Origin of the sequence: Duganella sp. CF517, from assembly GCF_900110275.1 — a bacterium.
Lineage (GTDB): Bacteria > Pseudomonadota > Gammaproteobacteria > Burkholderiales > Burkholderiaceae_D > Rugamonas.
The window spans coordinates 625,594-651,956 of record NZ_FODC01000005.1; the positions used below are offsets into that span (position 1 = coordinate 625,594).

Genomic DNA, 26,363 nt, shown 5'->3' on the forward strand with positions numbered 1-26,363 from the left:
CTCACCCGCAAACCGTTCCGCGCGCGGCTTCCTATACTGGTTTGATCCGCGCCACCAGCCCTGGGGAAACCGATGAGTCTAGCCGTGTTGAAAAGCCGCGCCCTAGCCGGCATGGACGCGCAGGAAGTCAATGTCGAGGTGCACCTGGCCAACGGCTTGCCCGGCTTTACCATCGTCGGACTGGCCGACACCGAGGTCAAGGAGGCCAAGGACCGCGTGCGCGCCGCCATCCAGAATGGCGGCTTCGAGTTTCCCGCCAAACGCATCACCGTCAATCTGGCGCCGGCCGATCTGCCCAAGGAATCGGGCCGCTTCGACTTGCCCATCGCGCTCGGCATCCTCGCCGCCTCCAAGCAAATCCCGTCCTCGCGGCTGCACCAATACGAGTTCGCAGGCGAGCTGTCGCTGTCGGGAGAGCTGCGACCGATACGCGGCGCGCTGGCCATGTCGCTCGCCACCCGGCGCGACGGCGGCCGCCTGGCCTTCATCCTGCCGCAAGCCAACGCCGACGAGGCGGCGCTGGTGGCCGACGCCGCCATCTATCCGGCCCAATCGCTGTTGCAGGTGTGCGCGCATTTCTCCGCCAGGTCGGCCGAGTCGATGCTGTCGCGCCATGAATCGTCGCCGCTGGTCGTGCCGGCCGAATATCCAGACTTCGCCGACGTCAAAGGCCAGATCTTCGTCAAGCGTGCGCTGGAGGTGGCGGCCGCCGGCAACCACAGCATCCTGTTGGTCGGGCCGCCCGGCGCCGGCAAGACCATGCTGGCCGCGCGCTTCGCCGGACTGCTGCCGGCCATGACGGACGAGGAAGCGCTGGAAGCGGCCGCCGTGCAATCGCTGACCGGCGGCTTCCGCATCGAACACTGGAAGCGCCGGCCGTTCCGCGCGCCGCACCACACGTCGTCGGGCGTGGCCCTGGTCGGCGGCGGCAGCGTGCCGCGCCCCGGCGAGATCTCCCTCGCGCATCGCGGCGTGCTGTTCCTCGACGAACTGCCGGAATTCGACCGCCGCGTGCTCGACGTGCTGCGCCAGCCGATGGAGTCCGGCCACATCACCATCTCGCGCGCCGCCCGCCAGGCCGACTTTCCCGCGCACTTCCAGCTGATCGCGGCGATGAACCCGTGTCCTTGCGGCTACAACGGCCACAGCAGCGGCGTCTGCAATTGCTCGCCGGATCTGATCAAGCGCTACCAGGGCCGCGTCTCCGGCCCGCTGCTCGACCGCATCGACATACAAATGGAAGTGGCCGCCGTCGAACCGGACGTCCTTAGCGAGGACGCCAACGGCGAACACTCGGCCGTCATTTGCGCCCGGGTGCAGGCCGCCGCCGTGGTGCAGTTGCAACGCCAGGGCAAGCGCAACCAGTACCTGACCACGCGCGAGATCGATCGGTTCTGCAGACCGGACAAAGCCGGCAAGGCATGCCTGAAAGCGGCGATGGAACAGTTTCAATGGTCGGGCCGCGCCTACCACCGCATCCTGCGGGTGGCGCGCACCATCGCCGACCTGGCCCACGCCGAGCGCATCGGCGAGGCGCATGTCGGCGAGGCGGTGCAGTACCGGCGGGCGCTAAGGGACCGTTGAGCAAGACGCACAAACGCATGGAGCCTATCCCCGGCCACATGTCGCGCTCGCCAGTCCATATCATCTAAAAGACTATAATAGACCTCATCGAGGTTTTCGTACTGAGTCCGATCGACCTTATCCTAAGTAAAATCGCGCGTTTCAGCGGACCCGATGTTACGGACATTAGCGAAATGATTCGCATGTTTGGTATCACAGCAAACGACATTAACGAACGAGCCGAGCAAGCAATCGGGGGCTACGTCGGCAATACGGACTAGCTCCGGATGAACCTGCGCGACGTCCTGGAATGGGCAGCAACCTTGGCAAACGCCGAAGTTAAAGAAGTCGATGATCAATGCTGATAGCTCGTACTCGCATTTCCGCTGCGGTTTGACGGCGATCAGCCGGGGCGGCCTGGGCTACCCATCCAGAACGTCCATTCCGCCTGTTGCTTCGCCGAGTTCAGGCGGGACTTTTGCCAGCTCGCCTTGTCGTCCAGTTTTTGCCACGGCTGCTTGCCGGCGGCGGTCGTCGAGGCGACATATTGCCGCCAGCGGTAATGATCGTAGACCGAGATGATATGCGCCGCATACGACTCCGCCACGCTGCGGTCGCCCTCGATGACCAGGAAATTCTCGTCATTGCTTTCTGACGCCATCTCGGAAAAATTGTGCGAGCCGGTGACGACCACCGGATGCGCGCCGAACGGGTCGATGCACATGACCTTGCTGTGCACGAGGACCGAGATTTTCCCGCCCCGCATGAACTCCTCGGCCCAGAACGAAAACTGGTGCTTGATGCCGGAAGGCGTGAACACGTCCAGGTTCATCGGATCCGACTTGCCGCCGCCGACCAGTTCCGCCATCAGCGCCCCGTCGGCGCCGCCGACAAAGCGGTTCAACACGCCGCGCACGAATTGCCCTTGCGCGCGCTCCTCCAAAATATCGAGCACCGGACCATTCGGACCGGGCATGAAGGAGAGGAACAGGATGCCGTCCTGCGCGCCCTCGACCAGCGCCTGTAGACGCTTGAGATCGGCGTTCTTGACCGTCGGCGTGAACCACGGCTCGATATTCGCCGGCACGGCGGTGCCGGCATCCGGCGCCGCATTGCTCGCCTTCAGAGTCGACGGCGCCTCGCTTCCCGCCTCGGCAAGACGATGCCACTGCGCCAGATATTGCGTGGCCAACTCGGCGCTCTCGATCAACACCGCATTGTTTATTTGGGTAAAAAGGCCCGTCGGCGTCAGGTTGGTCGACCCCGTCCACACGGCCACCGGCCGATCGCCATCCACGACGACGATGAACTTGTTGTGCCCCAGCGCGCCCACCTTGCGTGGAGCGGCGGTCATGCGGTCGATGACGACGCAGCCCGCCGCGTGCACCTTGGCCCTGCCCTCGGCGTTGGCATCCGGTTCCGTGACCTTGGTGCTACCGTTGGCCAGCACGATATTGGCGCGCGGTCCAAGGTCGCAAAAGCGCTGCGTGACCTCCTCGTCCTCGAGCTCGAAGAGGGCCGCGTACAAGCTGATGTCGGGGTTGCCGCCGGCGTTGTCGAACAGCTGGCGCAGCGCCACGATCAGCGATCCGCCGCAGAAATCGCGCAAAAATTCGCTGGAAACGTCGGAGATCCGCTCGACCAATTCGGTTCCCGTCTCGATCTCCATCTCGGCCGCGACCTTGGCCATCCAGCGCGACGCGGCCATGGGCCGATTGAAGAAGCAGCTCAGCCGTCCACCGGCCGGCTGGACGGCATGCACCTCGACCCATGCGCTGGCCCACTCTTCCCGTGGCTCCAGCGCGCCGGGTTTTCCGACCATCGGCACCACGCGATACCTGGCGCGGTCATTGAAGCCCACCTCGTGATCCGTCCAGCTATAGCGCTGGAACGGCCAGACGTCCGACGGCTGCCGCTGATCGGGCCCGCCGCCGACATCCGTGGCGAAACCGACCCGGTTCCACAGAAACTCGGCTTGATTCAGCGGCCGGTTCCCGTCATCGCTTTCCAGCCATACCCGCTCGATGGCGAAGCCTATGCAATTTTCCAGCTCTCCGGCCCGCCAGATCAGGAAGGCGTCATCGGTGTTGCAGTACACATTCAGTTGGACTTGGTCCATCTGTTCCCCCGTGCCGAAAGTTTAAATAGCGAAACTACCATACCAGCGGCGTATGACCGGAACATGTCAATTCGCTTACATCTCCCACTGGAACTTTATCGTCAGCGACTTGCTCACGGTATCCGGCGCGCGCGTCTTGTCGCGCGAATAGCCGACCGACAGCGAGCGGCCGTGGCGCCACAAGTGGCGGTACAGCAGCGAGCGGTGCACCTGCCGCTCGGCCCACGGCTCCAGGCCGGAGACGCCATCGTCGCGCCGCGCCGCCGCGGTGTTCTGCGCCAGCAGCCGCAGCGAATCGGCCGGCGTGAAGTGCAGCATGCCTAACCAGCGCCAGCCGTTGTCAACGAAGGCCGGCCGCCCGAGCGTGCCCTGCACCCAGGCGCGGTTGACGCGCTGGTCCAGTTCCATCGCCCAGCCGCGCGGCAAGGCGAAGCGCATGCCCAGCTCCACCAGCGCATTGCCGCCCCGGCCGACGCGGTCGGCGTCGACGTCGAGCTGCTTGCCCAACGTTACTTCGGACCGGATCTTGGTGATCCATGGCAGCGGCGACGTCTCCAGGCCGAAGTGCAGCGCCGGCACGTCATGCAGCGGTCCTGCGCGGCGCCCGCGCTGCTGGTCGAAGCCGAGGTTGGCCCAGAAATCCGTCTGGCGCGCGGCGCGGAACCAGATGCCCGGCTGCAGCTTGCGTTCGACGATCTGGTTGGCCTGCTGGCCGGAGAACGCATCGGACACGGTGCGGATTTCGTGCAGCCCCAGGTGCGCTTCCATTTCGTACGCCTCGAACGGCGTGCCGGCGACCTCCAGCCGCCGCGGTCCCAGCCGGCGGTTGAGGTTGATATCGGTCTTGACGATGCCCGTTTGCGGCACGAAACCGTTATCGTTGACGAAGCCCGGACCGATCGCCTCCAGCTTCAGCTCGTTCCACCAGCCCTCGGACAAGTGCGTGTACTTGCCCGACAAATAGGCGCCGTTGCGCGCCGGCACCCGCACCGTGGCCGACACCGGCGCGTCGGTAAAGCCGGCGCTGGTCTGCGAGTGCATCAACAGCCAGGTCGCCTGCCGGCCGTCGCCGCGCCATTGGCCGTCGAAGCCGAACACCTGGTTGCTGCCGGCGTCGCCGTAGTCGCGCTGCGAGACGAAGGCGCCCAGCAGCGCACCGTCGGCGTGCCAGCGCGCGCGCAGCAGGCTGGTCAGGGTGCGCCGCGTTTGATCGTACTCCGCCGTCTCGTAAGGCCCGCCGCGCAGCACGATGCCGCCCTCCTGGTCGCGCAGGCTCATTGCCGTGGCGTCGGCCTGCGCCGCGCGCCAGGTGCCGCGCAAGCCCCATTCCGGATCGGCCACCGTGCGCGAGTAGAACGCCGCCAGCGGCAGCCCCAGCACGTCGGCGCTTTCAAGGAAGAAGCCGCGCTTCTCCGGCAGGCTCAGCGCGATGCGGCTGGCGCCCGACGCCGTCGGTTCGTCGATCTCGACCTGTGAAAAGTCCGGGTTCAAGGTGGCGTTGAAGACCATGTCCGCGCGCGGCCGGGCATTGATCTCCAGGCCCAGGCTGCCCTTGTTGGCGCGCTGCCGGCCGGCGCCGTCGGTGTCGCTGCCCGAGCGCAAGGTCAGCTCCGGCTTGATGTCGAGGAAGCTGCGGTCGCGCACGGCCTCCACCGTGCCGCCCATGCCGTCGATGTCCTGCATCACGCCGATGTGGCCGATGGTGTCGGTCGTCAAAGGGGTGCTGGTCAGCAGCAGGCCGCCGGCGTGCGGCACGTTACGTTCGATCATCACGCGCCAGGCCTTGCCGTCCGCGTAGGGAAAACGCAGGTTCGACAGCGGCCAGCGTACTTCCATGCTGTAGCCGTCGGGCAGGCGCTGGACGGCGGCGTCGATCGGAAAATCAGGGCCGAGGTCGGACTCGTCCTCGTCGGCGCGGTAGATGCCGTCGTTGAGCACGCCGGCGGTGTTGACGCGCACGAACTGGGCGGCGCGGCCGTGGCCGGTCGGATCGAGCCAGATGCCGATGAAGTCCTGGTCGGTGCCGACCTTGTCGCGCCGCGCCAGCGAACCGCGCAGGTTTTGCGGCGCCGGGTCCCAGGCGCGGATGCCGAACACCAGCGCGCCGTCGTCGATCAGCAGGCGCACGGTGGTGCGCAGCGCGGCCGGCGCGGCGTTGCCGCTGTTGGGCAGAAACTCGTGGAAGGTGTCGAACTCCCGGGCGTCGCGCCAGGCGTCCTCGTCCAGCGCGCCGTCGACTTTCACCGGCGACGTGTGGTCGATCAGGCGCGCCGGCAGCGGCAAGACCTTGCGTTGTTCGCGCTCGGCGGCCTCCAGCGCCTGGACCTCGCATGTCGCCGCCAGTCCGGACAGAACCAGCATGCCGACGCGGTTGCGCGCATCGCTCAACACCCTGCTCAAAATTTTGATTAATTGATCCACGGCCGCCTTCAAATCGATCACGGCCATGCGCGCCGCGCGGGCGGTAGTTTAAACTAAAGCAATATCAATCTGAGAACTTTTTTGGGCGGCAACCGCGCAATTTTCGTCATGGGCGGGATTGTGAAATCCACCAATGCGCGTAATGATTCTTCCCATCTGAACCTGGAAGCATGGTTTCGCTCATTCTTATCTGCTAATCTTTTTTCAGAAACAGGCAACACAGCAAGCAACCACCGAGCGACCTCGGCCACCATACCAGCGTGGCCCTCGTCTTATCGGCGCGGAGTACGCGAGGTACTCCAGTGAGCGCTGCAAGAAGCAGCGCCTATAACTGGAGACATGTCATGCGCATCACCCACTGCGGCCCTAAAAAACGGCCTGTTGCAGTATTTCCCCCGTCGTTCTTCATGGCTTCGGCCGTGGCCGCCGCGCTGCTGTGCGTGCAGCCGCTGGCGCAGGCGCAGGACACGCGCGACGTGCGCGAACCGACCCTGCCGAAGTCCTGCGCGGTCGTCACCGCCGAAGCCGCCGAGGCCACCAACCACGGCCGCGACGACGCCGCGCGCATCCAGCAAGCCCTCGACCAGTGCGCGCAGGGCGGCGCGGTCCACCTGGCGGCGGGCGACGACAAGCGTCATGTCAGCTTCACCGCCGGCCCGCTGACGATCGGCAACGGCGTCACCCTGGTCATCGATTCCGGCGTCACACTGTACGCCAGCACCAATCCACTGCTGTTCGACAACGGCGAAAAAACCTGCGGCACGCTCGACCTGGCAGGCAAAGGCTGCCGTCCCTTCATCACCGTCAACGGCGCCAAGGGCACGGGCATCATGGGCGACGGCGCCATCGACGGCCAGGGCGGCCAAGCGATCGACGGCAAGCCTGAAACGTGGTGGCAGATCGCCCGCCGCGCGCAAAAGGAAAAGCTGCGCCAGAACGTGCCGCGCCTGATCCAGATCGACAACGCGCGCGACTTCACGATGTACCGCATCACCTTGCGCAACTCGCCCAACTTCCACGTCGCCCTGAACAGGGTGGACGGCTTTACCGCCTGGGCCGTGCGCATCGATACGCCGCATGACGCGCGCAACAGCGACGGCATCGACCCCGGCGCCTCGCGCAATGTGACCATCGCCCACAGCTACATCCGCACCGGCGACGACAACATCGCCATCAAGGCCGGCAACAACGGCATGAGCGAGAACATCTCGATCCTGCACAACCACTTTTACAGCGGCCACGGCATGTCGATCGGCAGCGAGACCAACGGCGGCGTGCGCAACGTGCTGGTGGACGACCTCGCCATGGACGGCACCACCTCCGGCCTGCGCATCAAGAGCAACGACCGGCGCGGCGGCGTGGTCAGCGGCATCGTCTACCGCAACGTATGCCTGCGCGGCAACCGCTGGCCGCTGTATATCGATACCAACTACGAGCCCGGCCCGGCCGGCCAGCTGGTTCCGTCGTACAGCGGCGTGCGCATGGAGAGCGTACACAGCCTGACGCCGGGCCAGGTGATCCTGCAAGGCTACGACGACGCCCATCCGCTGCGGCTGGCGCTGAAGGATGTGGTGGTGGACGGCAACCCGCCGGTCAAGACCGCTTCCATCCAGTTCGACGGCCAGCTCAACGCGCCGGACGCGCGCGCGGTCGATTGCGCCAAGCGCTTCGTGCCCTTCCCCGAGGGCCCGCGGGCCTGGCCGGTCTACGTCGCGCGGCAATGACCATGCGGATTCCTTTTACCGTCCTCCTCGGAGCGGCGTTGCCGCCGCATGGTCACGCGGCCGGCGCGCCGCAGTGGACATTGTCGCCGGCGGCGCGCGCGGCCGGCGTGCAGGTCGATACGCCGTTGCGGATCGTTTTCGACAAGCCGCCGGTGCTGGGCACCGAAGGCGCGGTCCGCATCTACCGCGTCGCCGACCGCGCGCTGGTCGACGAACTGCGCCCCGGCGAGGACGTCGACGCCATCGGTCACGCGCAGCAGGAATACAAGCGCGTGGTGCGCTACAGCCCGATCCTCGTCCAAGGCGCGACGGCAACCATCCGCCCGCACAGCGCCAAACTCGATTACGACACCGAGTACGAGGTCGTGGTCGACGCCGGCGTGTTCGCCAGCGCCGGCATCGGCCCATGGACCTTCCGTACCCGCGCGGCGGCGCCGACCGGCAACACCCTTAGCGTCGACGATGACGGCCCGGCCGACTTCCGCACGGTACAGGGGGCGCTCGACCACGCGATGCGCCGCTTGCCGCGCGCCGCGCCGGTGTCGATCCGCATCGCCAACGGCCGCTACGACCAGTTGCTGTATCTGCGCGGCAAGGACAACCTCACCTTGCATGGCGCAAGCCGCGACGGCGTGATCCTGGAGGCGACCAACAACGACGGCATCAATCCCGGAACCGGCGCCGGCCGTGGGCCGCTGACGCCGGCCGCCAACGGTGGCCGCTCGGTGTTCCTGATCGAGGACGCCGACATGGTCACGCTCGACCATCTCACCATGGTCAATAACACCGTGCGCGCGCGCAGCAAGGGCGGCCAGGCCGAGACGCTGGTCTTCAGCAGCGACCGGGGACGCCTTGTCGCGCGCGACGCCAGCTTCTTCAGCGAGCAGGACACGATCCAGGTCAAGGGCTACGCGTGGTTCCACCGCACGCTGATCGCCGGCAATGTCGACTTCATCTGGGGCGGCAACCGCGCGGCGTTGTTCGAGGACAGCGAGATCCGTACCGTCGGCGACAGCGCCCACGCCGGCGGCGGCTACATCGTGCAGGCGCGCACCGTCGCCGCCGGCGAGCCGGGGTTTGTGTTCCTCAACAGCCGGTTGACGCACGGCCCCGGGCCGCTGGGCAACGACGTGCCTGCGGGCAAAGTCTACCTCGCGCGGCAGGGACCGGCGGCGAGCCGGGACAACGTCAGCTTTATCAATTGCCGCATGGACAGGCATATCGCCGCACAAGGTTGGGCGCCGAAGAAACCGCAGACGCCGGAGGCCAACCCGGGCGCCGGCTGGGGCGAGTTCGGCAGCATGGACCTGGCGGGCCGCCCGCTGGACCTGAGCCAGCGCACGCCGGGGCACCAGTTGACGGCCGAGCAGGTGGCGGCCCGCTTCGGCAGCAGACAACAGATTTTCAACACCTTCAACGACGGCAAGGGTTGGAACCCCACACCGTAATTGTTTCACCGCCACACCACAGACGTTTCATTATAAAAAATAGGAGACTGAACATGACAACCACCACCAAACCCCGGCTCGCCCTGAGCGCCATCACCCTCGCGGTGCTTGCGCTGAGCAACCCGGCCCACGCGCAAGTCCAGCAGTCCGACGACAGCATGACCCGCGTCGAAGTGACCGGCTCGTCGATCAAACGCATCGCCACCGAGAATGCCCTGCCCCTGACCACCTACAAGGCCGAGGAACTGGAAGCCCAGGGCCTGACCACGATGTCCGAAGTGGCCACCTCGCTGGTCACCGGCGCCACCAACGAGCCGGTCGGCGGCGGCGGCGGCGGCACCATGATCAACATGCGCGGCCTCAACACCAACCGCACCCTGGTGCTGCTCAACGGCCGCCGCCTGCCCAACGAGGCGGTCGGCGCCAGCTCGGTCAACGTCGACGTCGTGCCGATGAGCGCGGTCGAGCGGGTCGAGGTGCTGCGCGACGGCGCCTCCGCCATCTACGGCACCGACGCCATCGCCGGCGTCATCAACTTCATCACCAAGCGCACCGTCAACAAGGTCAGCCTGAGCGCCGGCATCGTCAAGCCGCAGCGCTCCGGCGGCGGCGAGCAGCAGCGCGTGTCCATCACTGGCGGCACCGGCGATTTGAAAAAGGACGGCTGGAACGTGTTCGCCTCGTTCGACATGCAACGCCGCACGTCGCTGATGCAAAAGAGCCGTCCGGAAATCTGGGACCAGGATCGCATCGCCCAACTTGGTGGCACCGTCTTCACCAGCAACACGTCCGGCTCATCGTCGTCGCCGGCCAACTACACCGTCTACAACAACGGCAAGCCGACCACCACCACCGGCAACCCGTACTGGGCGACCGGCTGCGGCAGCAACTACGACGCGCCATACAGCCTGGCCTCGACCAAGGCGTCCGGCGCCGGCGCCAAGACCTGTATCCTGGACCCGACCATTTACCCGCAACTGCTGCCGGACAACAAGCAAACCACCTTGTTCACCAAGGCCTCGATCCGCCACGGTGACGACAAGCTGTTCACGGTGGAGATGCTCAACACCGAGTCCCATATCGACGCGCTCAATCCGCCGCAGGTGTTCGGCGCGCAGACCGATTACGACAAGCTCAACCCCGGCGTGCGCAAGCCGCTGTTCATCAACCGCGGCAGCAAATGGTATCCGGGCGGCAGCGGCGGCGTGCCAGCCGTGGCCGGCGTCACCGGCCAGGACCTGGCGCTGACGTGGAGCCTCGACGAGCTGGGAACGGCCGGCACGCACGACCGCCAGAACACCAACCGCATCGTCGTCGCCGACGAGGGCGCGGTCATGGGTTGGGACTACCGCGTCGGCTTCAACGCCGCCATGAGCGAGCGCCGGGTCGGCTACAAGAGCGGCTTCGTGACCACGCCGGAACTGTACGCGGGCGTGGCCAACGGCACGCTCAACCCGTTCGGCAAGCAGGACGCCGAGGGCCGCGCCTATCTCGACAGCATCAGCGTCGACGGCGAAAACTACCGCACCGCCCGCGTCAAATATTTCGGTCCGGACTTCAACCTGTCGCGCGAGCTGATGCCGCTGGCGGGCGGCGCGCTGGCGATCGCCGTCGGCGGCGACCTGCACCGCGAAATGTACAGCGACCGCACCAGCATGCTGGCCAACGCGGTGACCTACAAATCGTCCGGCGCGCCGGGCACCAATCCCAAGGGCGCGCGCACCATCGGCGGCCTGTACATGGAACTGGACGCGCCACTGACCAAGCAGCTCGACCTGACGCTGGCGGCGCGCGCCGACCACTTCAGCGATTTCGGCTCGACCTTCAATCCGAAGGCCAGCGTGCGCTGGGAACCGCACACGGCCGTCATGCTGCGCGGCACGGCCAGCACCGGCTTCCGCGCGCCCACGCTGCCGGAACTGTACGGCGCCGCCCGCACCCGGGCGCCGTCGGTCAACCGCTGGGACGATCCGCTGCTGTGCCCGAGCCCGACGCCGTCGCAGCCGAACACCGGCAGCTTGACCACCGACCCGCGCTACGCCGGCCTGAACCTCGATCCGGCGCGCGTTTGCAACACGCAGCTGACCACCCTGACGGGCGCCAATCCGGACCTGCAACCGGAGGAATCGCGCACCTACACCGCCGGCATCGTGCTCGAGCCGGTCAAGAACATGATGCTGTCGTTCGACGTCTGGGACATCAAGATGAAGGGCACCATCGCGCAGATCACCGAGGACACCATCTTCTCCGACGTCAACCGCTACAACAACCTGTTCACGCGCAATCCGGACGGCACCCTGGATTACATCGTCGTCACCCGCATGAACATGGGCGGGCTGCACACGCGCGGCGTCGACGTCAGCTTCCGCTACGTGGTGCCGACCAGGCAATGGGGCAAGTTCGGCGTCAACCTGGACGGCACCTATGTCGACCAGTACGAAGGCCAGAACGACGCCGGCGGCGCCTGGGTCGACAGCGTCGGCCGTCCGGGCGCGCTGGCGACCGGTTCGACCTCGGCCAACACCTACATCTTCAAATGGAAGCACAACCTGCGCTTCTCGTGGAACTACGCCAAGTTCGGCGCACAGCTGACGCAGTCCTATACCTCCAGCTACGAGGACACCAACGCGCTGCCGACGCAAAAGCCGGGCCAGCCGTTCCACAACGTCATCGACCACTACATCCTGTACAACCTGAGCACAAACTACAAGTTTTCGGATAACCTGAAAGTAACCTTTGGCGTCAACAACCTGCTGAACGAGGAACCGCCGCTGTCGAACCAGCGTTTGAGCTCGCGCGTCGTGTTTGCGCAAAACATCGCCAAACCGATCGGCCGCGCTTACACCTTGCGCGCCGAATACACCTTCTGATGCCATGACGATGAAAACAATGAACCGTCACACACTCGCCGGCGCCATGTTGTTGCCGCTCGCGCTGGCCGCGTGCCAGAGCGCCCGCGTCGACGCGCCGGCCGCGTCCTCCAGCAAACAGCCCTGGGTATCGGACCTCGGCAACGGCCAGTACAAAAATCCCGTCCTGCACGCCGATTATTCCGACCCGGACGCGGTCCGCGTCGGCGACACCTACTATATGACCTCGTCGAGTTTCAATAGTTCGCCCGGCCTGCCGCTGCTGACTTCGAAGGACATGGTCAACTGGGAGCTGGTCGGCCACGCCTTGCCGGCGCTGTCGCCGTCCGAGCGCTTCACAGTGCCGCGCCATGGCGACGGTGTCTGGGCGCCGTGCCTGCGCTACCACGACGGCAAATTCTGGATCTTCTACCCGGACCCGGACCACGGCATCTTCGTCATCACGGCGGACCGTTTCGACGGCCAGTGGAGCGCGCCCAAGTTGCTGCTGCCGGGCAAAGGCATCATCGACCCGACCCCGTTGTGGGACGACGACGGCAAAGCCTACCTGCTGCACGGCTGGGCCAAGAGCCGGGCCGGCTTCAACAACATCCTGACCCTGCGCAACATGGCGCCGGACGCCAGCAAGCTGCTCGACACCAAAGGCACCACCCTAATCGACGGCAACGCGATCAAGGGCTACAAGACGCTGGAAGGGCCGAAATTCTACAAGGCCAACGGCTACTATTATGTGTTCGCGCCGGCCGGCGGCGTCGAGGAAGGCTGGCAGTCGGTGTTCCGTTCGCGCAGCCTGAACGGACCGTACGAGGTGCGCACCGTACTGGAACAGGGCAAGACGGACATCAACGGCCCGCACCAGGGCGCCTGGGTGCGCGCGCAGGACGGCAAGGACTGGTTCCTCCACTTCCAGGACAAGCACGCCTACGGCCGCGTGGTGCATCTGCAACCGATGCGCTGGGTCGACGATTGGCCGATCATCGGCGAAGACGGTCCGAACGCGGGCGCCGGACAACCGGTGCTGACCCACGCCAAGCCCGTGGCGGGCGCGGCGGTCAAGACGCCGCCGACCTCCGACGAATTCGACGGCCCCAAGCTCGGCCTGCAATGGCAGTGGAACGCCAACAGCAACGCAAAGTGGTATTCGCTGAGCGAACGTCCCGGCCAGCTGCGCCTGTTCACGCAGGCGGCGCCGGACGCGGCCGATTATGTCCGCGCGGCGCCATCGATCCTGGCGCAAAAGCTGCCGGCGCCGGAGTTCGTCGTCGACACCCGCGTCCAGCTGAACGACGCCAACGACGGCGACCGCGCCGGCCTGATCGTCAACGCCATGCAATATGCGTGGCTGGGCCTGCGCAAGACCGCCGGCGCGACCCAGCTGGTCCACACCACCTGCGGTCCGGCCGTGGTGCGCTGCAAGGAGACGGCGACCGTGGTGCTGCCGTCGGCGCCCGCGTCGCTGTACCTGCGCATGACCATGGCGCCCGGCGCGATGGCGAGCTTCGCCTACAGCACCGACAACGTGACCTTCCAGACCGTGGGCCAGCCGATCAAGATCAGCAAGGGCCGCTGGGTGGGCGCGCAGATCGGCGTGTTCAGCGTCGGCGGTGGCGCTGCCGGCAACGCCCAGGCATCGAGCCTGGATGTCGATTACTTCCGCGTTACGGCGCAATGATGGAGATGGATAAAATGACTCAAGTAACGAACCCGCAACGCCGCAACATCCTGCGCGCGGCCTCGGCGGGCGCCATGCTCGGCGGCGCCGCGCCACTCGCGCTCGGCCAGACGCCGGCCGCCGCCGACCCTTGGGCCACGGCGCAGCGCATCATCGACCGCTTCGCCAAGCCGCTCGTGTTCCGCAAGGAAGACTTCCCGATCACCAAGTTCGGCGCCAAGCCGTGCAAACTGGCCGAGATCACCACCACCGGCGGCGACGAGCCGCTGAAGCGCATGTCGCCGGTCGCCAAGTCGCCGGACTGCTATCCCGCCATCGCCGCCGCCATCGCCGCCTGCAACAAGGCCGGCGGCGGCCGCGTGCTAATTCCCGCCGGCGCCTGGTACTGCGCCGGACCGATCGTGCTGCTGTCCAACGTCAACGTCCACCTGGCGGCCGGCGCCGAGGTCTACTTCAGCGCCAACCCGAACGACTACGCCAAGTACGGCGACATCGATTGCGGCAAGAACGGCAAGCTGGTGATCTCGCGCTGGCAGGGCAACGACGTGCTCAACTTCTCGCCGATGATCTACGCCTACAACCAGCGCAACATCGCGCTGACCGGCGAGGACTGGACCAGCATCCTCAACGGCCAGGCCGGCGTTCCTTTCGAAGCGGGCGGCGGCGGTTCGTGGTGGGACTGGAGCGGCAAGAACAAGCAAGCGCCCATGCACGGACGCAAGATCAACCCGGCCAATCCGGAATCGCTGGCGGCGGTGGCCCCGATGCTATCGGACGCCGAGCGCGCGCTGATCCAGGGCACCCGGCCCGACTGGCGCACCGACTCGCGCTACCTGCCGGCATTGTCCGAGGCCGGCGTGCCGGTGGCCAAGCGCATCTTTGGCCTCGGCCACTACCTGCGCCCGTGCATGGTCGAATTCATCGGCTGCACCGACGTGCTGATGCAGGGCTACCAGTTGCTCGATTCGCCGTTCTGGCTGCACCACCCGGTCAACTGCCGCAACGTCCACTTCAGCAAGGTGCGGATGGAAAGCAAGGGCGCCAACAGCGACGGCTTCGATCCCGAATCGTGCGACACCATCCTGGTCGAAGGCTGCCTGTTCAACACCGGCGACGATTGCATCGCCATCAAGTCCGGCAAGAACCGCGACATCGCCGAAGGTCCGACGCGCAATATGGTGATCCAGGACACCATCATGAACAGCGGCCACGGCGGCGTCACCCTGGGCAGCGAGATGGCCGCCGGCATCGAGCACGTGTACGCGCAACGCATCGAGTTCCGCAACGTCCACTGGGACAGCGATCCGCTCGGCACGGCCATCCGCATGAAGACCAACATGAATCGCGGCGGCTTCCTGCGCCACTTCTACGTGCGCGACGTGACCGTGCCCAACGGCGTCAAGACCACGCCCGGCTTTTACAATCCGCTGCCCGGCTCGGTCATCAAGCCGAAGACGGTGTCGACCAGCGGCGGCGGCCTGATCACCATCGACTGCGACTACGCGCCGGCCGACGACGACGTGCGCATCCGGCCGCCGTCGGTGTCGCACGTGCACATCTCCAACGTCAAGGCCGGCAACATCAAGGTCGACGGCGCCGAGGTGTCGTGCTACCAGGCGATGGTGATCCTGGGCCCGGTGGCGACCAGCTTCAACGGCAAGCCCGGCACCCCGGTGCTGCCGCTGACCGACATCACCATCACCGACTGCGACTTCGGCACGCCGCGCAACGCCGAGCAGCCGTGGTTCACCCATAACGTCAAGGGCCTGGTCTTGAAGAACGTGCGCATCGCCGGCAAGACCATCTCGACGGTCCTGGACACTTGAGGCGGATCGCGATGACAATCCCAACCACCCATGCGGCACGCCGCAATTTCATGCAGACCCTGGCGGGCGGCACCCTGGCCCTGGCCGGCGGCCTGCCGGCGCAACTGCTGGCCGCCTCCGCTCCCAACGATCCCTGGAGCCAGGCCCAGGCGATCATCGACCGCGTCTCGAAACCGCTCGCCTTTCGCAACGAGGATTTCGTCATTACCGCGTTCGGCGCCAAGGCGTGCGAGCTGGCGCCGATCAACGCCTGGGTCGGCTCCAGCGACCGCGCCGACATCCACACGCCGGCACCGGGATCGACCGATTGCTACCCCGCCATCAGCGCCGCCATCGCCGCCTGCCACCAGGCCGGCGGCGGCCGCGTCTTGATCCCGACCGGTAATTGGCTGTGCGCCGGGCCGATCGTGCTGCTGTCGAACGTGCACGTGCATCTGGCCAAGGGCGCGCACGTCTACTTTTCCGCCAATCCACTGGACTACGCGCGCCATGGCGAATTCGATTGCGGCGCCAATGGCAAGCTGTCGCTAACCCGCTGGGAAGGCAACGATTGCCTGAATTATTCGTCGCTGGTGTACGCCCACGGCCAGCGCAACATCGCCCTGACCGGCGAGGACTGGACCTCGATCCTCGACGGCCAGGCCGGCGTGCCCTTCCCCGGCGATGCCGATTGCTGGTGGTCGTGGAAGGGACGCGAGCGCAAGGGCGAGGTGCATGTGCCGTTCACCGTGGGCAAGGTGCAGGAACGGCCTAACCCGCGCAACCGCCCGCTGGCCGAGATTGCACCGCATCTATCCGCCGACGAGGCCGGAAAGATCCAGGGCGACGATCCGTGGTTCCTGTCGGACTCGCACTACCTGCGCGCATTGAGCGAGGCGCGCGTGCCGGCCAAGCAACGCATCTTCGGCATCGGCCACTTCCTGCGGCCGCACATGGTGCAATTCATCAGTTGCACCGACGTGCTGCTGGCCGGCTACCAGACCACCAACACGCCGTTCTGGCAGCACAACCCGGTGGACTGCGCCAACGTGCATGTGAAGGGCATTTACGCCAACAGCATGGGCGCCAACAACGACGGTTTCGATCCGGAATCGTGCCGCTACGTGCTGATCGAAGGCTGCCAGTTCAACACCGGCGACGATTGCATCGCCATCGATTCCGGCAAGGGCACCGATACGCAGTTCGGTCCGTGCGAGAACGTGGTGGTGCAGAATTGCCGCATGCACAGCGGCCATGGCGCGCTGACCTTGGGCAGCATCATGTCCGGCGGCATCCAGAACGTGTATGCGCAGAACCTGGTGTTCGAGAACGCCAATTGGAAGACCGACCCGCTCAACATCGCCATCCGGCTCAAGACCAATATGGCGCGCGGCGGCTTTTTGCGTAATTTTTACGTTCGCAATGTGCGGATCCCGAACGGCATCCGCACCACGCCGGCGTTTTACAAGCCGACGCCGGGATCGGGCATTCCGGAGCAGACGGTGGCCGCCGGCGCCGGTGGCGTGATCACCTTCGATTGCGACTACAGTCCGCTCGACGATACCATCCGCACCCGGCCGCCGCTGGTGACCAATGTGCATATCTCGGGCATCACGGTGGGCAATGTACAGACCAGGGACGGCAAGTTCTCCTGCTACCAGCCGATCGTGGTGCTGGGGCCGGTGGCGGTGAACTACAACGGGCCGGACAAGCCGCGGATTCTGCCGGTCAGCAACGTCACCATCAGCGACTGCGACTTCGGCACGCCGGTGGCCAAGCAGCCGGCGTACCTGTACAACGTCAAGGATCTGGTGCTGAAGAATGTGACCATCGCCGGCAAGCTCCACAACCAGCGCTTGTCGTCGTAAGCGCCGTCAGACCCCGGCCAGCGCCAGTTGGGGCGCCGGCCGCTTTGGCGGCTGCCCCGCCGGCGCGGCCCGTTCCTGCTCGAGCTTGAACACGCTGACCACCTGCGTCAGTTGCGACGCCTGGCCCTCCAGCGCCGCCGTGGCGGCCGCCGCCTGTTCCACCAGCGCGGCGTTCTGTTGGGTCACGGCGTCCATTTCGTTGACGGCCTGGTTGATCTGCTCGATGCCGACTTCCTGCTCCCGGCTGGCCGCCGTGATCTCGCCCATGATGTCGGTGACCCGCTGGATGCTGGCGACCACTTCGGTCATCGTGGTGCCGGCCCGGGCCACCAGCTGGTTGCCCGCGTTGACTTGCTCGACGGAGTCGTTGATCAAGGTTTTGATTTCCCGCGCCGCGCCGGCCGAACGCTGGGCCAGGTTGCGCACTTCCGACGCCACCACGGCGAAGCCCCGGCCCTGCTCGCCGGCGCGCGCCGCTTCCACCGCCGCGTTCAAGGCCAGGATGTTGGTCTGGAAGGCGATGCCGTCGATGACGCCGATGATGTCGGAGATCTTGCCGGCCGAGGCGTGGATGTGGCCCATCGTCGTCACCACTTCGGTCACCACCGCGCCGCCCTGGCGCGCCACGTCGACGGCGGACACGGCCAGCTGGTTGGCCTGCCGCGCGTTGTCGCTGTTTTGCCGAACGGTGGAGGTCAATTCCTCCATCGACGACGCCGTCTCTTCCAGCGCGCTGGCCTGCTGTTCGGTGCGCGACGATAGGTCCAGGTTGCCGCTGGCCACTTCCGCCGTCGCCGTCGAAATCTCGTCGCTGCCGGCGCGCACCTGGCCGACGATGTCGTTCAGGCTGTGGGTCATGTCATTGAGCGCCTGCAACAGCGATCCGATCTCGTCCTTGCTGCGCACCTCGACATGGCCGCTCAGATCGCCGGCGGCGACGGTCTGCGCCAGCGCCACGGCCCGGTTCACCGGCACGGTGATCGAGCGCGTGATGAACCAGCCGATCAGCACCGCCATGATCGCGGCGGTCGCCGACAGGATGGCGCTCAGTTGCACGGCCGACGCGCCGCCCGCCGCGATCTGCTCGCCGTCCTTCTTCATCAGCGATTCCTGAAAATCCTCCATCGCGTTGATGGCGTTGAAGTACGGGGTTTGCGCCGCCCGCAGCTCCTTGCTCACGTATTTGCCGGCCTGCTCGGACTGGCCATCCCTGATCAACTTGACGACGGCATTGCGCGCCGCCGCGTAGGTGTCGCGCCGCTCGCTCAGCGTCTGGAACAGTTCCCTACCCTTGGCAAGCGTCAGCATGCTGTTCAGCTTGACGATATATTCTTCGTTCGCCTTCAGCGAGGCGTCCATCTTCTCCAGCTGCGCCCGCACTTCCGCCGGGTCGGCCGCGCCGATGACGGCGTTGCGCAACAAGCGCGCCTGCACATTCACCTCGGTCTGAATTTGCCGGGCCAGCGTCAGCTTGACGAAGCTATCGCTCAAGATCCGTTCCGTCGCCTGGTTGATCAGGTTAATGCGGGTGATGGCCACCAGCGCCACCGCGGCCAACAGCAGCACCACCACGCCGAAACCCAAGCCCAGCCGCGTTCCGATTTTCAAGTTAGAGAGGTTCATGATAGTTTCCATTGGAGGTCGATTGGCACAGCAACAAATAGATGTTGACCCAATCGCGGCAGGCCACATTGCGTCAAGGCAAGCCAAAACCATGCGTGTTGCACCGATGCGTCAGCATGCTGGTTGATAGCGTCGATGCGGTTTTGGGGTACGCCGGGGGAATGATTTGGCCAGGGTGCCTGGCAGCGCCGTCAGGCTTGCTGCTATATTGAACAATTAACTTCGTGAACAATTAACTTCGTGAACAATTAACTTCGCGCGCAATTAACTTCGCGCGCCATCAACGTTGACCGTGCAAACACCATGACACGCCTAAACCTGCATCTCCTGACGACCGTCGCCGCCGTCGCCCTGCTGGCCGGCTGCGCCACCACCCAAGCGCCGCTGACCGAGTTCACCGCCGGCTCCGGCGGCCCGCGCGCGCCGGAGCAACTGGCCGTCACGTTCGAAAAGGCCGACCTGGCGCTGCGCGTCGATCCCGCCACGCGAAGCATCCGTGGCGACGCCGCGCTGACCTTCACCGCCAACGCGCTGGCAACTTCGCCGCTGACCCGCATCGCCGTTGAGCTCGACCGCAACCTGCCGGTCGACGGCGCCAGCGTCGACGGCGTGGAATTGGCGCGCGCGGCGATCAGCAACCCGGACGGCCGGCTCTACCTCACGCTGCCGGCGCCGTTGGCGGCGGGCGCCAGCACCACCGTGCGCATCCGTTACCACGGCGTGCCGCACGTGGCCAAGCGCGCGCCATGGGACGGTGCCTTCGTCTGGAGCAAAACGGAAGACGGCCAGCCGTGGATCGCCACCACCGTCGAGGGCGAAGGCTGCGACCTGTTCTGGCCCTGCATCGACCATCCGATGGGCAAGGCCAAGCTGATCGACCTGCACATCAGCGTGCCGGCGCCGCTGGTGGTGGCCGGCAACGGCGTGGCCGTCGGCATGGACGAGCAGGACGGCTGGCGCACCTACCACTGGCGCGCCAAGAATCCCAGCACCTACGGCATCGCGCTCAACATCGGGCCCTACGAGACGCTGTCGGGCGACTACGCCAGCCGCTACGGCAACACGATTCCACTGCGCATGTGGTATCTGAAAGGCCACGAGCGGCAGGCCCAGGGCCTGTTCGCCGAGTTCGCGCCGATGCTCGATTTCTTCGAGCGCCGCATCGGCCCCTACCCGTTCGGCGACGAGAAAATGGGCGTGGTCGAAACGCCGCACCTGGGCATGGAACACCAGACCATCAACGCCTACGGCAACGGCTACCTGAAGTCGCCCTACGGTTACGACTGGCTGTTGCACCACGAACTGTCGCACGAATGGTTCGGCAACCAGATGACCAACGCCGACTGGGACGACATGTGGCTGCACGAGGGCTTCGGCAGCTACATGCAGCCGCTGTACCTGCAATGGCTGCGCGGCGAAATGGCGTTCCAGGCCGAGCTGTTCAATCACCGCAAGTCGCTGCGCAACAAAGTGCCGGTGGTCGGCGGCAAACCGCAGCGCATCGAGGACGTCTACGACGACAAGCGCGGCGGCCCGGGCAACGACATCTACACCAAGGGCTCGCTGATCCTGCACACCTTGCGCAACCTGATCGGCGACGACGCCTTCTTCCGCGCCACGCGCCGCATGGTCTACGGCACCGACACGCCCGCTCCCGGCAACTTCCAGCCGCGCTGGAGCAGCACCAGGGAATTCATCGCCATCGCCAGCGACGTCAGCGGCCGCGACCTGGGCTGGTTCTTCGACGCCTACCTGTACCACGCGGCGCTGCCCGAGCTGGTCGAGACGCGCAGCGGCGACCAGTTGCGACTGGCGTGGAAGCTGAACGACGGCGGCCCGTTCCCGATGCCGCTGGAGGTGCGCGTCGTCGACGACCAGGGCGAACGCAGCGTCCGCCTGCCGATGACCGGCGGCCTTGGCGAACTGACTTTGGCGCCCGGCGCGCACTATACTGTCGATCCGGCGTCCCGCGTGCTGCGCCAGCAGGCGCATATCGACGAATGGAAGCGCGACGAAGACGAACGCAAAAAGAAGAAAGAGACGGCATCATGAAAAAAATTTCGCTGGCGCTGCTGATGGCGGCCGCGTTGTCCGCCTGCAGTCCGCAATACGACTGGCGCGATTACCGCAGCAATGACGCGCCGTACGCGGTGCTGTTCCCCGGCAAGCCGGCCAGCCAGACCCGCGCCATCAAGCTCGACGATCTCGACGTGAGCATGACGATGACGGCGGCCGAGGTGGACGGCGTGGTGTTCGCGGTCGGCAGCGCGCAATTGGCGGACGCGGCGCGGACCCCGGCGGCGCTGGAGGCCATGAAGACGGCGCTGGTCAAGAACATCGGCGCCACAGTGACCAAGAACACGGCGTCGGCGGCCGCCGGCCGGACCGAGCTCGATGTCGAGGCGAAAGGCAGCCAAAACGGCGAGTCCATGCTGCTGATCGGCCGTTTTATCGCCAAGGACACGCGCATCTACCAAGTCATCGTCATGGGGCGGGAGAAAAATATCGTGCGCGACACCGTGGAAACCTGGTTCAGTTCCTTCAAATTGAACTAAAACCTGGCGCTTGGCTTACAAGATGCTTAACTGACGTGCGCTAACGTCCATACAGATGGGCTCGTCTCTTGTAAAGTTTCCGTGACGACCTAATGTGAACAGCAACGGCACGCCGCTGCTTCGCCATTCGGCGCACCGTCAGACCTCCTGATCAATAATACTAAGAAAGCGCATCATGTTAATTGCCTTCAAATCCAAATCCAGCCCTGAAGTCCTAATGTATCAGGAACACGCCCAACGCATCCTCGACTTGCTGCACAAAAACCCCACGCGCGGCGTCATCACCGCCGCCGAGGCGGAGCAGGCGCTGTCGGTGCTCGAGCATGAAGTGGCCGAAAGCAAACTCCATCCTGAAAACGATGTCGAGCACGACATCCACGCGCACGAGAAGGAAGAGAACGAGACGGTCGAGCATGCCGTCATGCAGCGCGTGGGCTTCCACGCGCGCGCCTATCCGCTGCTGGAGATGCTGCGCTCGGCCAAGCAGGAAAACGAGAGCATCATCTGGGGCGTCTAAGGCCCTGAACCGTGGGAACGCGGCGCGTCAATCGCCCGCCAGGCTTGCCTTGAGCGGCAGGTCGATCGTGAACCGCGTCCCCACGCCGACCACGCTGTCGACCCGGATGCTGCCATCGAGCAGCGAGGTCACGATGTTGTACGTGATGCTCAAGCCCAGCCCGTTCCCCCCTTGCCCCAGCTTGGTCGTGAAGAATGGATCGAAGATCCGCGCCTGGTGCTCGATGGCGATGCCGGCGCCGTCGTCCTGGAACACGATCCGCACCCGGTCCGGCCCCAGCCGCACCGCCCACAGCCGGATCACGCCGCCGCTGCGTCCCTCGAACGCGTGCAGCAGGGCGTTGTTGATCAGGTTGATTATGACCTGTCCGTAGGGTCCGGGGAAGCTGTCCATCTCGATATCGTCCGGCATCTCCAGATCGACCTGATGGCCCGCCTTGCGGATCTGGTTCTTCATCGTCGTGACGATTTCCTGGCTGGCCTGGTGCAGGTCGAAATGGCGCCGCTTGGCGCTGGCCTGGTCGACCGCCACCTGCTTGAAACTGTTGACCAGCTCGGCCGCATTGCGCAGGCTGCGCATCAGCAGCGTCGACGCTTCGCGCGCGGCGTCGATGAATTGCGCCAGGTCGGAGCGGCGCAGCACGTTGCCGTTCTGGCGCAGTTCGATCTCCGCCGTCTTGTCCTCGAGCGTGCTGGCGATCACCAGGCTGTTGCCGATCGGCGTGTTGAGCTCGTGCGCGACGCCGGCCACCAGCGACCCCAGCGCCGCCAGCTTCTCGCGCTCGACCAGCTGCTGCTGGGTATCCTGCAACTGCCGGTAGGAATCGGCGTTGGCGAACGCCACCGCCACATACGACGCCAGCGTGGTCAGCATGTCGACATCGATGCGCTGGTAGGCGCGCGCACGGTAACTATGGACGGTGATGATGCCGCGCACCTGGCCGCTGACGGAAATCGGCACATAGATGAGCGAACGCGGCTCGGTCGGCAGCGAACCGTCTTCGAGCGTGCCCATGTTCTCGGCGCCGGACACCAGCGCCAGGTTGGCGATGTAGCGCGCGTACTCCGTTTCCAGGTCGTTGATGAACACTTCCTCGGCATGGTTGATGCACCATACCGCCAGCTGGTTCGGCTCGAGCATGCTGCGCGTGTACGGCGTGTAGCGCTTGCCCTTTTCCATCGCGAACGGGTACTCGATCAGCTCCTGCTCCGGCCGGTAGATGCCGATGCCGAACACGCTCGCGTCCATCAGCGCGTGTACCTGCTGATATAGCATGGTCATGATGGCTTCGCTGTCGAGGTTGGCCGTGATGCGGCGGCCGATGTCGGAGAGCAGCGAGATATTGCGGTGCGCCAGCTCCACGCTGTCCTTTTGCAGCTCGGCCTCCTGTTTCTGGCGTTCGATCGATTCCTTCTGCAGCACCAGTTCGCGCGTGCGGCTGCCGACCTCCTCCTCGAGCGCCTGCTTTTGCCGCATCAACATGCGGATGCGGATGCGGAACAGCAAATACGCCGCGCCCGCCACCAGCCCGGCCATGAGCAGGCGGAACCACCACATCTTCCAGACCGGCGGCGTGACGATCAACTCCAGCACCGCCGGTTCCGGGCTCCAGACGCCGTCCTTGTTGGCGGCGCGCACCCGGAACACGTAGCGGCCCGGGTCCAGGTTGGTGTAGGTGGCGAAGCGCTTGCCGGCGTCCGTCGTCACCCACTGCGGATCGAAGCCCTCGAGCTGGTAGGCGTAGCGGTTGCGCTGCGGGTCGGCGAAATGCAGGGCCGCGAACTCGATCGAGAACATCACGTCGCGGTGGCTCAAGGTCAATGTCTTGGCGTCGCGCAGCGTGCCGTTGGGCAGCACGTCGGGACGCCGCACGTCGCTCAGGATCGACTCGTTGAAGATGAAGAAATCGGTGATGGCGATCTGCGGCGGACGCGTGTTGTCGTGGATGTCCGACGGCTTGAACGCCGTCAGGCCCGCCAGGCCGCCGAAATACAACGTGCCGTCCGGCGCCTTGTGGGCCGCGCCGATGAAGTACGACCCGTCGATCAAGCCATCCTTGGCCGTGTATTGCTTGAAAAACCCGCTCTCGGGATTGAACATCGCGATGCCGGCGGTGCTGCTGATCCATAGCCGGCCGTTGTCGTCCTCCAGGATGGCGCCGATCGGATCGACCGCGCCGCCGGTCTGTCCGGGGTAATAGCGGAAGCGCAGGTCGCCGTCCGGCTGCGGCAGCGCCTTGCAAAGGCCGGCCGCGGTGCCGACCCACAGCACGCCTTTCCGGTCCTCGAAGAGGAACGGCACCCGCTTGTGACTCAGGCTGTCCGGACGGTTCGGATCGTGGCGGTAGTGGCGGAACTTGCCGGTGGCGCGGTCGAAGCGGTTCAAGCCGTTTTCCGTGCCGATCCACAGCATGCCTTGGCGGTCCTCCAGCAGCGCGTAGACGCGGCCGTCGACGCTGTCGGGATTGCCCGGATCGGCGCGATAGGTGGTGACGGCGTCGGTGTCGGGATCGACGCGGTGCAGCCCGCCCCGCGTGCCGGCCCAGATAACGCCGGCCCGGTCGACCAGCAGCCGCTGGATCGACAGCGCATTCGGATCGGCGTCGAACGGCACCCGCGTGTAGCGGCCGGTGGCCGGATCGCGCCGCGCCAGGCCGGTGGCAGTGCCGACCCACAACCGCCCCTTGAAATCGGTCGCCAGCGCGATCACCGTCTCGCCGGGCAGGCTGCCTGGATCGCGCTCGTCGCGGTGCCAGGACTCGACCGTGCGCTTGGTCACGTCCAGCCTGGTGAGCCCTTCGCCCGCGCCGAGCCACAGCTTGTTGTCGCCGTCGCCGCTGATCGCACGCACCTTGCTGTTGGTCACGCCGGGCAGCACGCCGGACGATTCGGTGTAGCGCTCGAAGCCACCGCTGTCGAGATCGACCCAGTCCACGCCGGCGTACCAGTTGCCCACCCAGAGCGTGCCGGTGCGGTCTTGATACAGCGCCGTGACCTGGTTGTCGCCGATGCCGTGGCGGTTCAGGCCATCCCAACGGTAGCTATGGAACTCGCCGCTGGCCCGATCGCGCCGTTTCAATCCGTCCGCCTGGGTACCGATCCACAAGGTGCCGTCGCTGTCGTGCATCAAGGCGTTGACGCGCAGATCGCCGAACGGCTGGGAAACCGCAGGTGGCAGGCGCTTCGGCGTGGCGCCGTCGACCCGCCAGGCCTGCAGGCCGGCCATGGCGCCCGCCCACACCACGCCGTCGGGCCCCACCGACAGCGCGGTGATATTGTTCGATGGCGACGCGCCCTCTTGCGGTGTCAGATGCAGGAATTTGGCGGCGTCCGGCGGCAGCATTTCCAGCCCGCTGGCCGTGCCTATCCACAGATTGCCGGACTTGTCGCGCGCCACCGCGTTAACCCGGTCGTCGGAGATGCTGTCCGGGTCGGCCGGCGCGTGCCGCAAGGTGCGCACCTGGCCGCTTTTGATATCGAGATGCTGCAAGCCCTCGCTGGTGGTCAGCCACAGGCCGTCCTTGCCGTCGCCGATGATATTGGTGACGGCAAGAATGCCGGCCTTGATGGGGTGGTGGATAAAGCCGCCGGTGGACGGGTCGTAGCGGTCCAATCCGCCTTTACTGCCGACCCACAGCCGGCCGCCGGCGTCCTCGTACAGGGCCTGCACATAATTGTCGAGCAGGCTGTGCGGGTTGGCGGGGTCGTTCTTGAAGACGGTGATACGGTAGCCGTCGTAGCGGTTCAGTCCGGCCTGAGTACCGATCCAGACAAAGCCCTGGCGGTCCTGGACGACACCGGTGATGGACTCCTGCGTCAGACCCTGCTCGACACCGAGGTGTTCGAAGCGGAGGCTGAGCGGGGCCGCATGGACGAGCGAACAGAACGCCAGCAGAAACAGGCCGCAAAACCGCGCCATACGCATCGCAAAAACTGACATAGGGTTGCACTCCGATATTAAGATATTGTAATGCAGAAATGTCGGGCAAGAAAACTGGCGGCGGAGACACGAGCCATGCGGGCGAGCAAGGCGGGGCAGGGACGAAAAAAAGCCCCGACCAAATCATTGGAAGGGGCTTTTTAATATAACTAGCCTGACGATAACCTACTTTCACACTGGTTGCAGCACTATCATCGGCGCAGAGTTGTTTCACGGTCCTGTTCGGGATGGGAAGGGGT

At 65.6% G+C, this 26,363-nt stretch carries 14 protein-coding genes; 10 read left to right on the plus strand and 4 right to left on the minus strand.

The features are described from left to right. Window positions 1–72: 72 nt before the first annotated feature. Entirely contained in the window at window positions 73–1,584 is a 1,512-nt protein-coding gene (locus tag BMX85_RS22070) for a YifB family Mg chelatase-like AAA ATPase (protein ID WP_090323750.1), read from the plus strand. Between the two features lie 382 nt (window positions 1,585–1,966). Here BMX85_RS22070 and BMX85_RS22075 read toward each other — a convergent pair whose 3' ends face one another. Further along, entirely contained in the window at window positions 1,967–3,682 is a 1,716-nt protein-coding gene (locus BMX85_RS22075; protein WP_090323753.1) for a phospholipase D-like domain-containing protein, read from the minus strand. 75 nt (window positions 3,683–3,757) lie between these two features. Then, on the minus strand, window positions 3,758–6,103 hold the full coding sequence (locus BMX85_RS22080) for a DOMON domain-containing protein (RefSeq protein ID WP_229210613.1): 2,346 nt from the start codon (window positions 6,101–6,103) through the stop codon (window positions 3,758–3,760). Between the two features lie 344 nt (window positions 6,104–6,447). Here BMX85_RS22080 and BMX85_RS22085 point away from each other — a divergent pair, with 344 nt between their 5' ends. The 6 genes from BMX85_RS22085 to BMX85_RS22110 are packed head-to-tail and all read left to right on the plus strand — an operon-like array spanning window position 6,448 to window position 17,490. Continuing rightward, complete coding sequence (locus tag BMX85_RS22085; protein ID WP_229210614.1) at window positions 6,448–7,827, plus strand: glycoside hydrolase family 28 protein; 1,380 nt, start codon at window positions 6,448–6,450, stop codon at window positions 7,825–7,827. Between the two features lie 2 nt (window positions 7,828–7,829). Beyond that, complete coding sequence (locus tag BMX85_RS22090; protein WP_177196850.1) at window positions 7,830–9,275, plus strand: pectinesterase family protein; 1,446 nt, start codon at window positions 7,830–7,832, stop codon at window positions 9,273–9,275. 53 nt (window positions 9,276–9,328) lie between these two features. Next, complete coding sequence (locus tag BMX85_RS22095; RefSeq protein WP_090323760.1) at window positions 9,329–12,145, plus strand: TonB-dependent receptor plug domain-containing protein; 2,817 nt, start codon at window positions 9,329–9,331, stop codon at window positions 12,143–12,145. 19 nt (window positions 12,146–12,164) lie between these two features. Beyond that, on the plus strand, window positions 12,165–13,817 hold the full coding sequence (locus tag BMX85_RS22100; RefSeq protein WP_229210615.1) for a glycoside hydrolase family 43 protein: 1,653 nt from the start codon (window positions 12,165–12,167) through the stop codon (window positions 13,815–13,817). A 14-nt stretch (window positions 13,818–13,831) separates the two neighbouring features. Further along, window positions 13,832–15,643, plus strand: coding sequence for a glycoside hydrolase family 28 protein (locus BMX85_RS22105; RefSeq protein ID WP_090323906.1), 1,812 nt, complete (start codon window positions 13,832–13,834; stop codon window positions 15,641–15,643). 11 nt (window positions 15,644–15,654) lie between these two features. Next, window positions 15,655–17,490 carry a glycoside hydrolase family 28 protein gene (locus BMX85_RS22110; protein WP_090323765.1) on the plus strand — a complete coding sequence of 612 codons (1,836 nt, stop codon included), beginning with the start codon at window positions 15,655–15,657 and terminating at the stop codon, window positions 17,488–17,490. A 6-nt stretch (window positions 17,491–17,496) separates the two neighbouring features. Here the strand turns inward: BMX85_RS22110 and BMX85_RS31445 are convergent, their stop codons facing one another. Continuing rightward, window positions 17,497–19,113, minus strand: coding sequence for a methyl-accepting chemotaxis protein (locus BMX85_RS31445; RefSeq protein WP_090323909.1), 1,617 nt, complete (start codon window positions 19,111–19,113; stop codon window positions 17,497–17,499). Between the two features lie 303 nt (window positions 19,114–19,416). Here BMX85_RS31445 and BMX85_RS22120 point away from each other — a divergent pair, with 303 nt between their 5' ends. From BMX85_RS22120 to BMX85_RS22130, 3 genes are all read left to right on the plus strand, one after another. Then, a complete protein-coding gene (locus tag BMX85_RS22120; protein ID WP_090323768.1) occupies window positions 19,417–21,165 on the plus strand; it encodes a M1 family metallopeptidase in 1,749 nt (582 codons plus the stop codon). Next, entirely contained in the window at window positions 21,162–21,668 is a 507-nt protein-coding gene (locus BMX85_RS22125) for a hypothetical protein (RefSeq protein WP_090323770.1), read from the plus strand. The genes BMX85_RS22120 and BMX85_RS22125 overlap by 4 nt, the downstream gene beginning before the upstream one ends. Window positions 21,669–21,843: 175 nt before the next feature. Next, window positions 21,844–22,185 (plus strand): DUF1840 domain-containing protein, encoded by a 342-nt coding sequence (locus tag BMX85_RS22130; protein WP_090323773.1) that lies wholly within the window; start codon window positions 21,844–21,846, stop codon window positions 22,183–22,185. 27 nt (window positions 22,186–22,212) lie between these two features. On the opposite strand, the gene BMX85_RS22135 is transcribed toward BMX85_RS22130, so the two are convergent. Continuing rightward, window positions 22,213–26,124, minus strand: coding sequence for a sensor histidine kinase (locus BMX85_RS22135; RefSeq protein WP_090323776.1), 3,912 nt, complete (start codon window positions 26,122–26,124; stop codon window positions 22,213–22,215). Window positions 26,125–26,363: the final 239 nt, after the last annotated feature.

What these genes read in the sequence shown, in the direction of transcription:
- BMX85_RS22070 (WP_090323750.1), top strand. Translation starts at nt 73, where the DNA reads ATGAGTCTAGCCGTGTTGAAAAGCCGCGCCCTAGCCGGCATGGACGCG.
- BMX85_RS22075 (WP_090323753.1), bottom strand. Translation starts at nt 3,682, where the DNA reads ATGGACCAAGTCCAACTGAATGTGTACTGCAACACCGATGACGCCTTC.
- BMX85_RS22085 (WP_229210614.1), top strand. Translation starts at nt 6,448, where the DNA reads ATGCGCATCACCCACTGCGGCCCTAAAAAACGGCCTGTTGCAGTATTT.
- BMX85_RS22090 (WP_177196850.1), top strand. Translation starts at nt 7,830, where the DNA reads ATGCGGATTCCTTTTACCGTCCTCCTCGGAGCGGCGTTGCCGCCGCAT.
- BMX85_RS22095 (WP_090323760.1), top strand. Translation starts at nt 9,329, where the DNA reads ATGACAACCACCACCAAACCCCGGCTCGCCCTGAGCGCCATCACCCTC.
- BMX85_RS22100 (WP_229210615.1), top strand. Translation starts at nt 12,165, where the DNA reads ATGAACCGTCACACACTCGCCGGCGCCATGTTGTTGCCGCTCGCGCTG.
- BMX85_RS22105 (WP_090323906.1), top strand. Translation starts at nt 13,832, where the DNA reads ATGACTCAAGTAACGAACCCGCAACGCCGCAACATCCTGCGCGCGGCC.
- BMX85_RS22110 (WP_090323765.1), top strand. Translation starts at nt 15,655, where the DNA reads ATGACAATCCCAACCACCCATGCGGCACGCCGCAATTTCATGCAGACC.
- BMX85_RS31445 (WP_090323909.1), bottom strand. Translation starts at nt 19,113, where the DNA reads ATGAACCTCTCTAACTTGAAAATCGGAACGCGGCTGGGCTTGGGTTTC.
- BMX85_RS22120 (WP_090323768.1), top strand. Translation starts at nt 19,417, where the DNA reads ATGACACGCCTAAACCTGCATCTCCTGACGACCGTCGCCGCCGTCGCC.
- BMX85_RS22125 (WP_090323770.1), top strand. Translation starts at nt 21,162, where the DNA reads ATGAAAAAAATTTCGCTGGCGCTGCTGATGGCGGCCGCGTTGTCCGCC.
- BMX85_RS22130 (WP_090323773.1), top strand. Translation starts at nt 21,844, where the DNA reads ATGTTAATTGCCTTCAAATCCAAATCCAGCCCTGAAGTCCTAATGTAT.
- BMX85_RS22135 (WP_090323776.1), bottom strand. Translation starts at nt 26,124, where the DNA reads ATGTCAGTTTTTGCGATGCGTATGGCGCGGTTTTGCGGCCTGTTTCTG.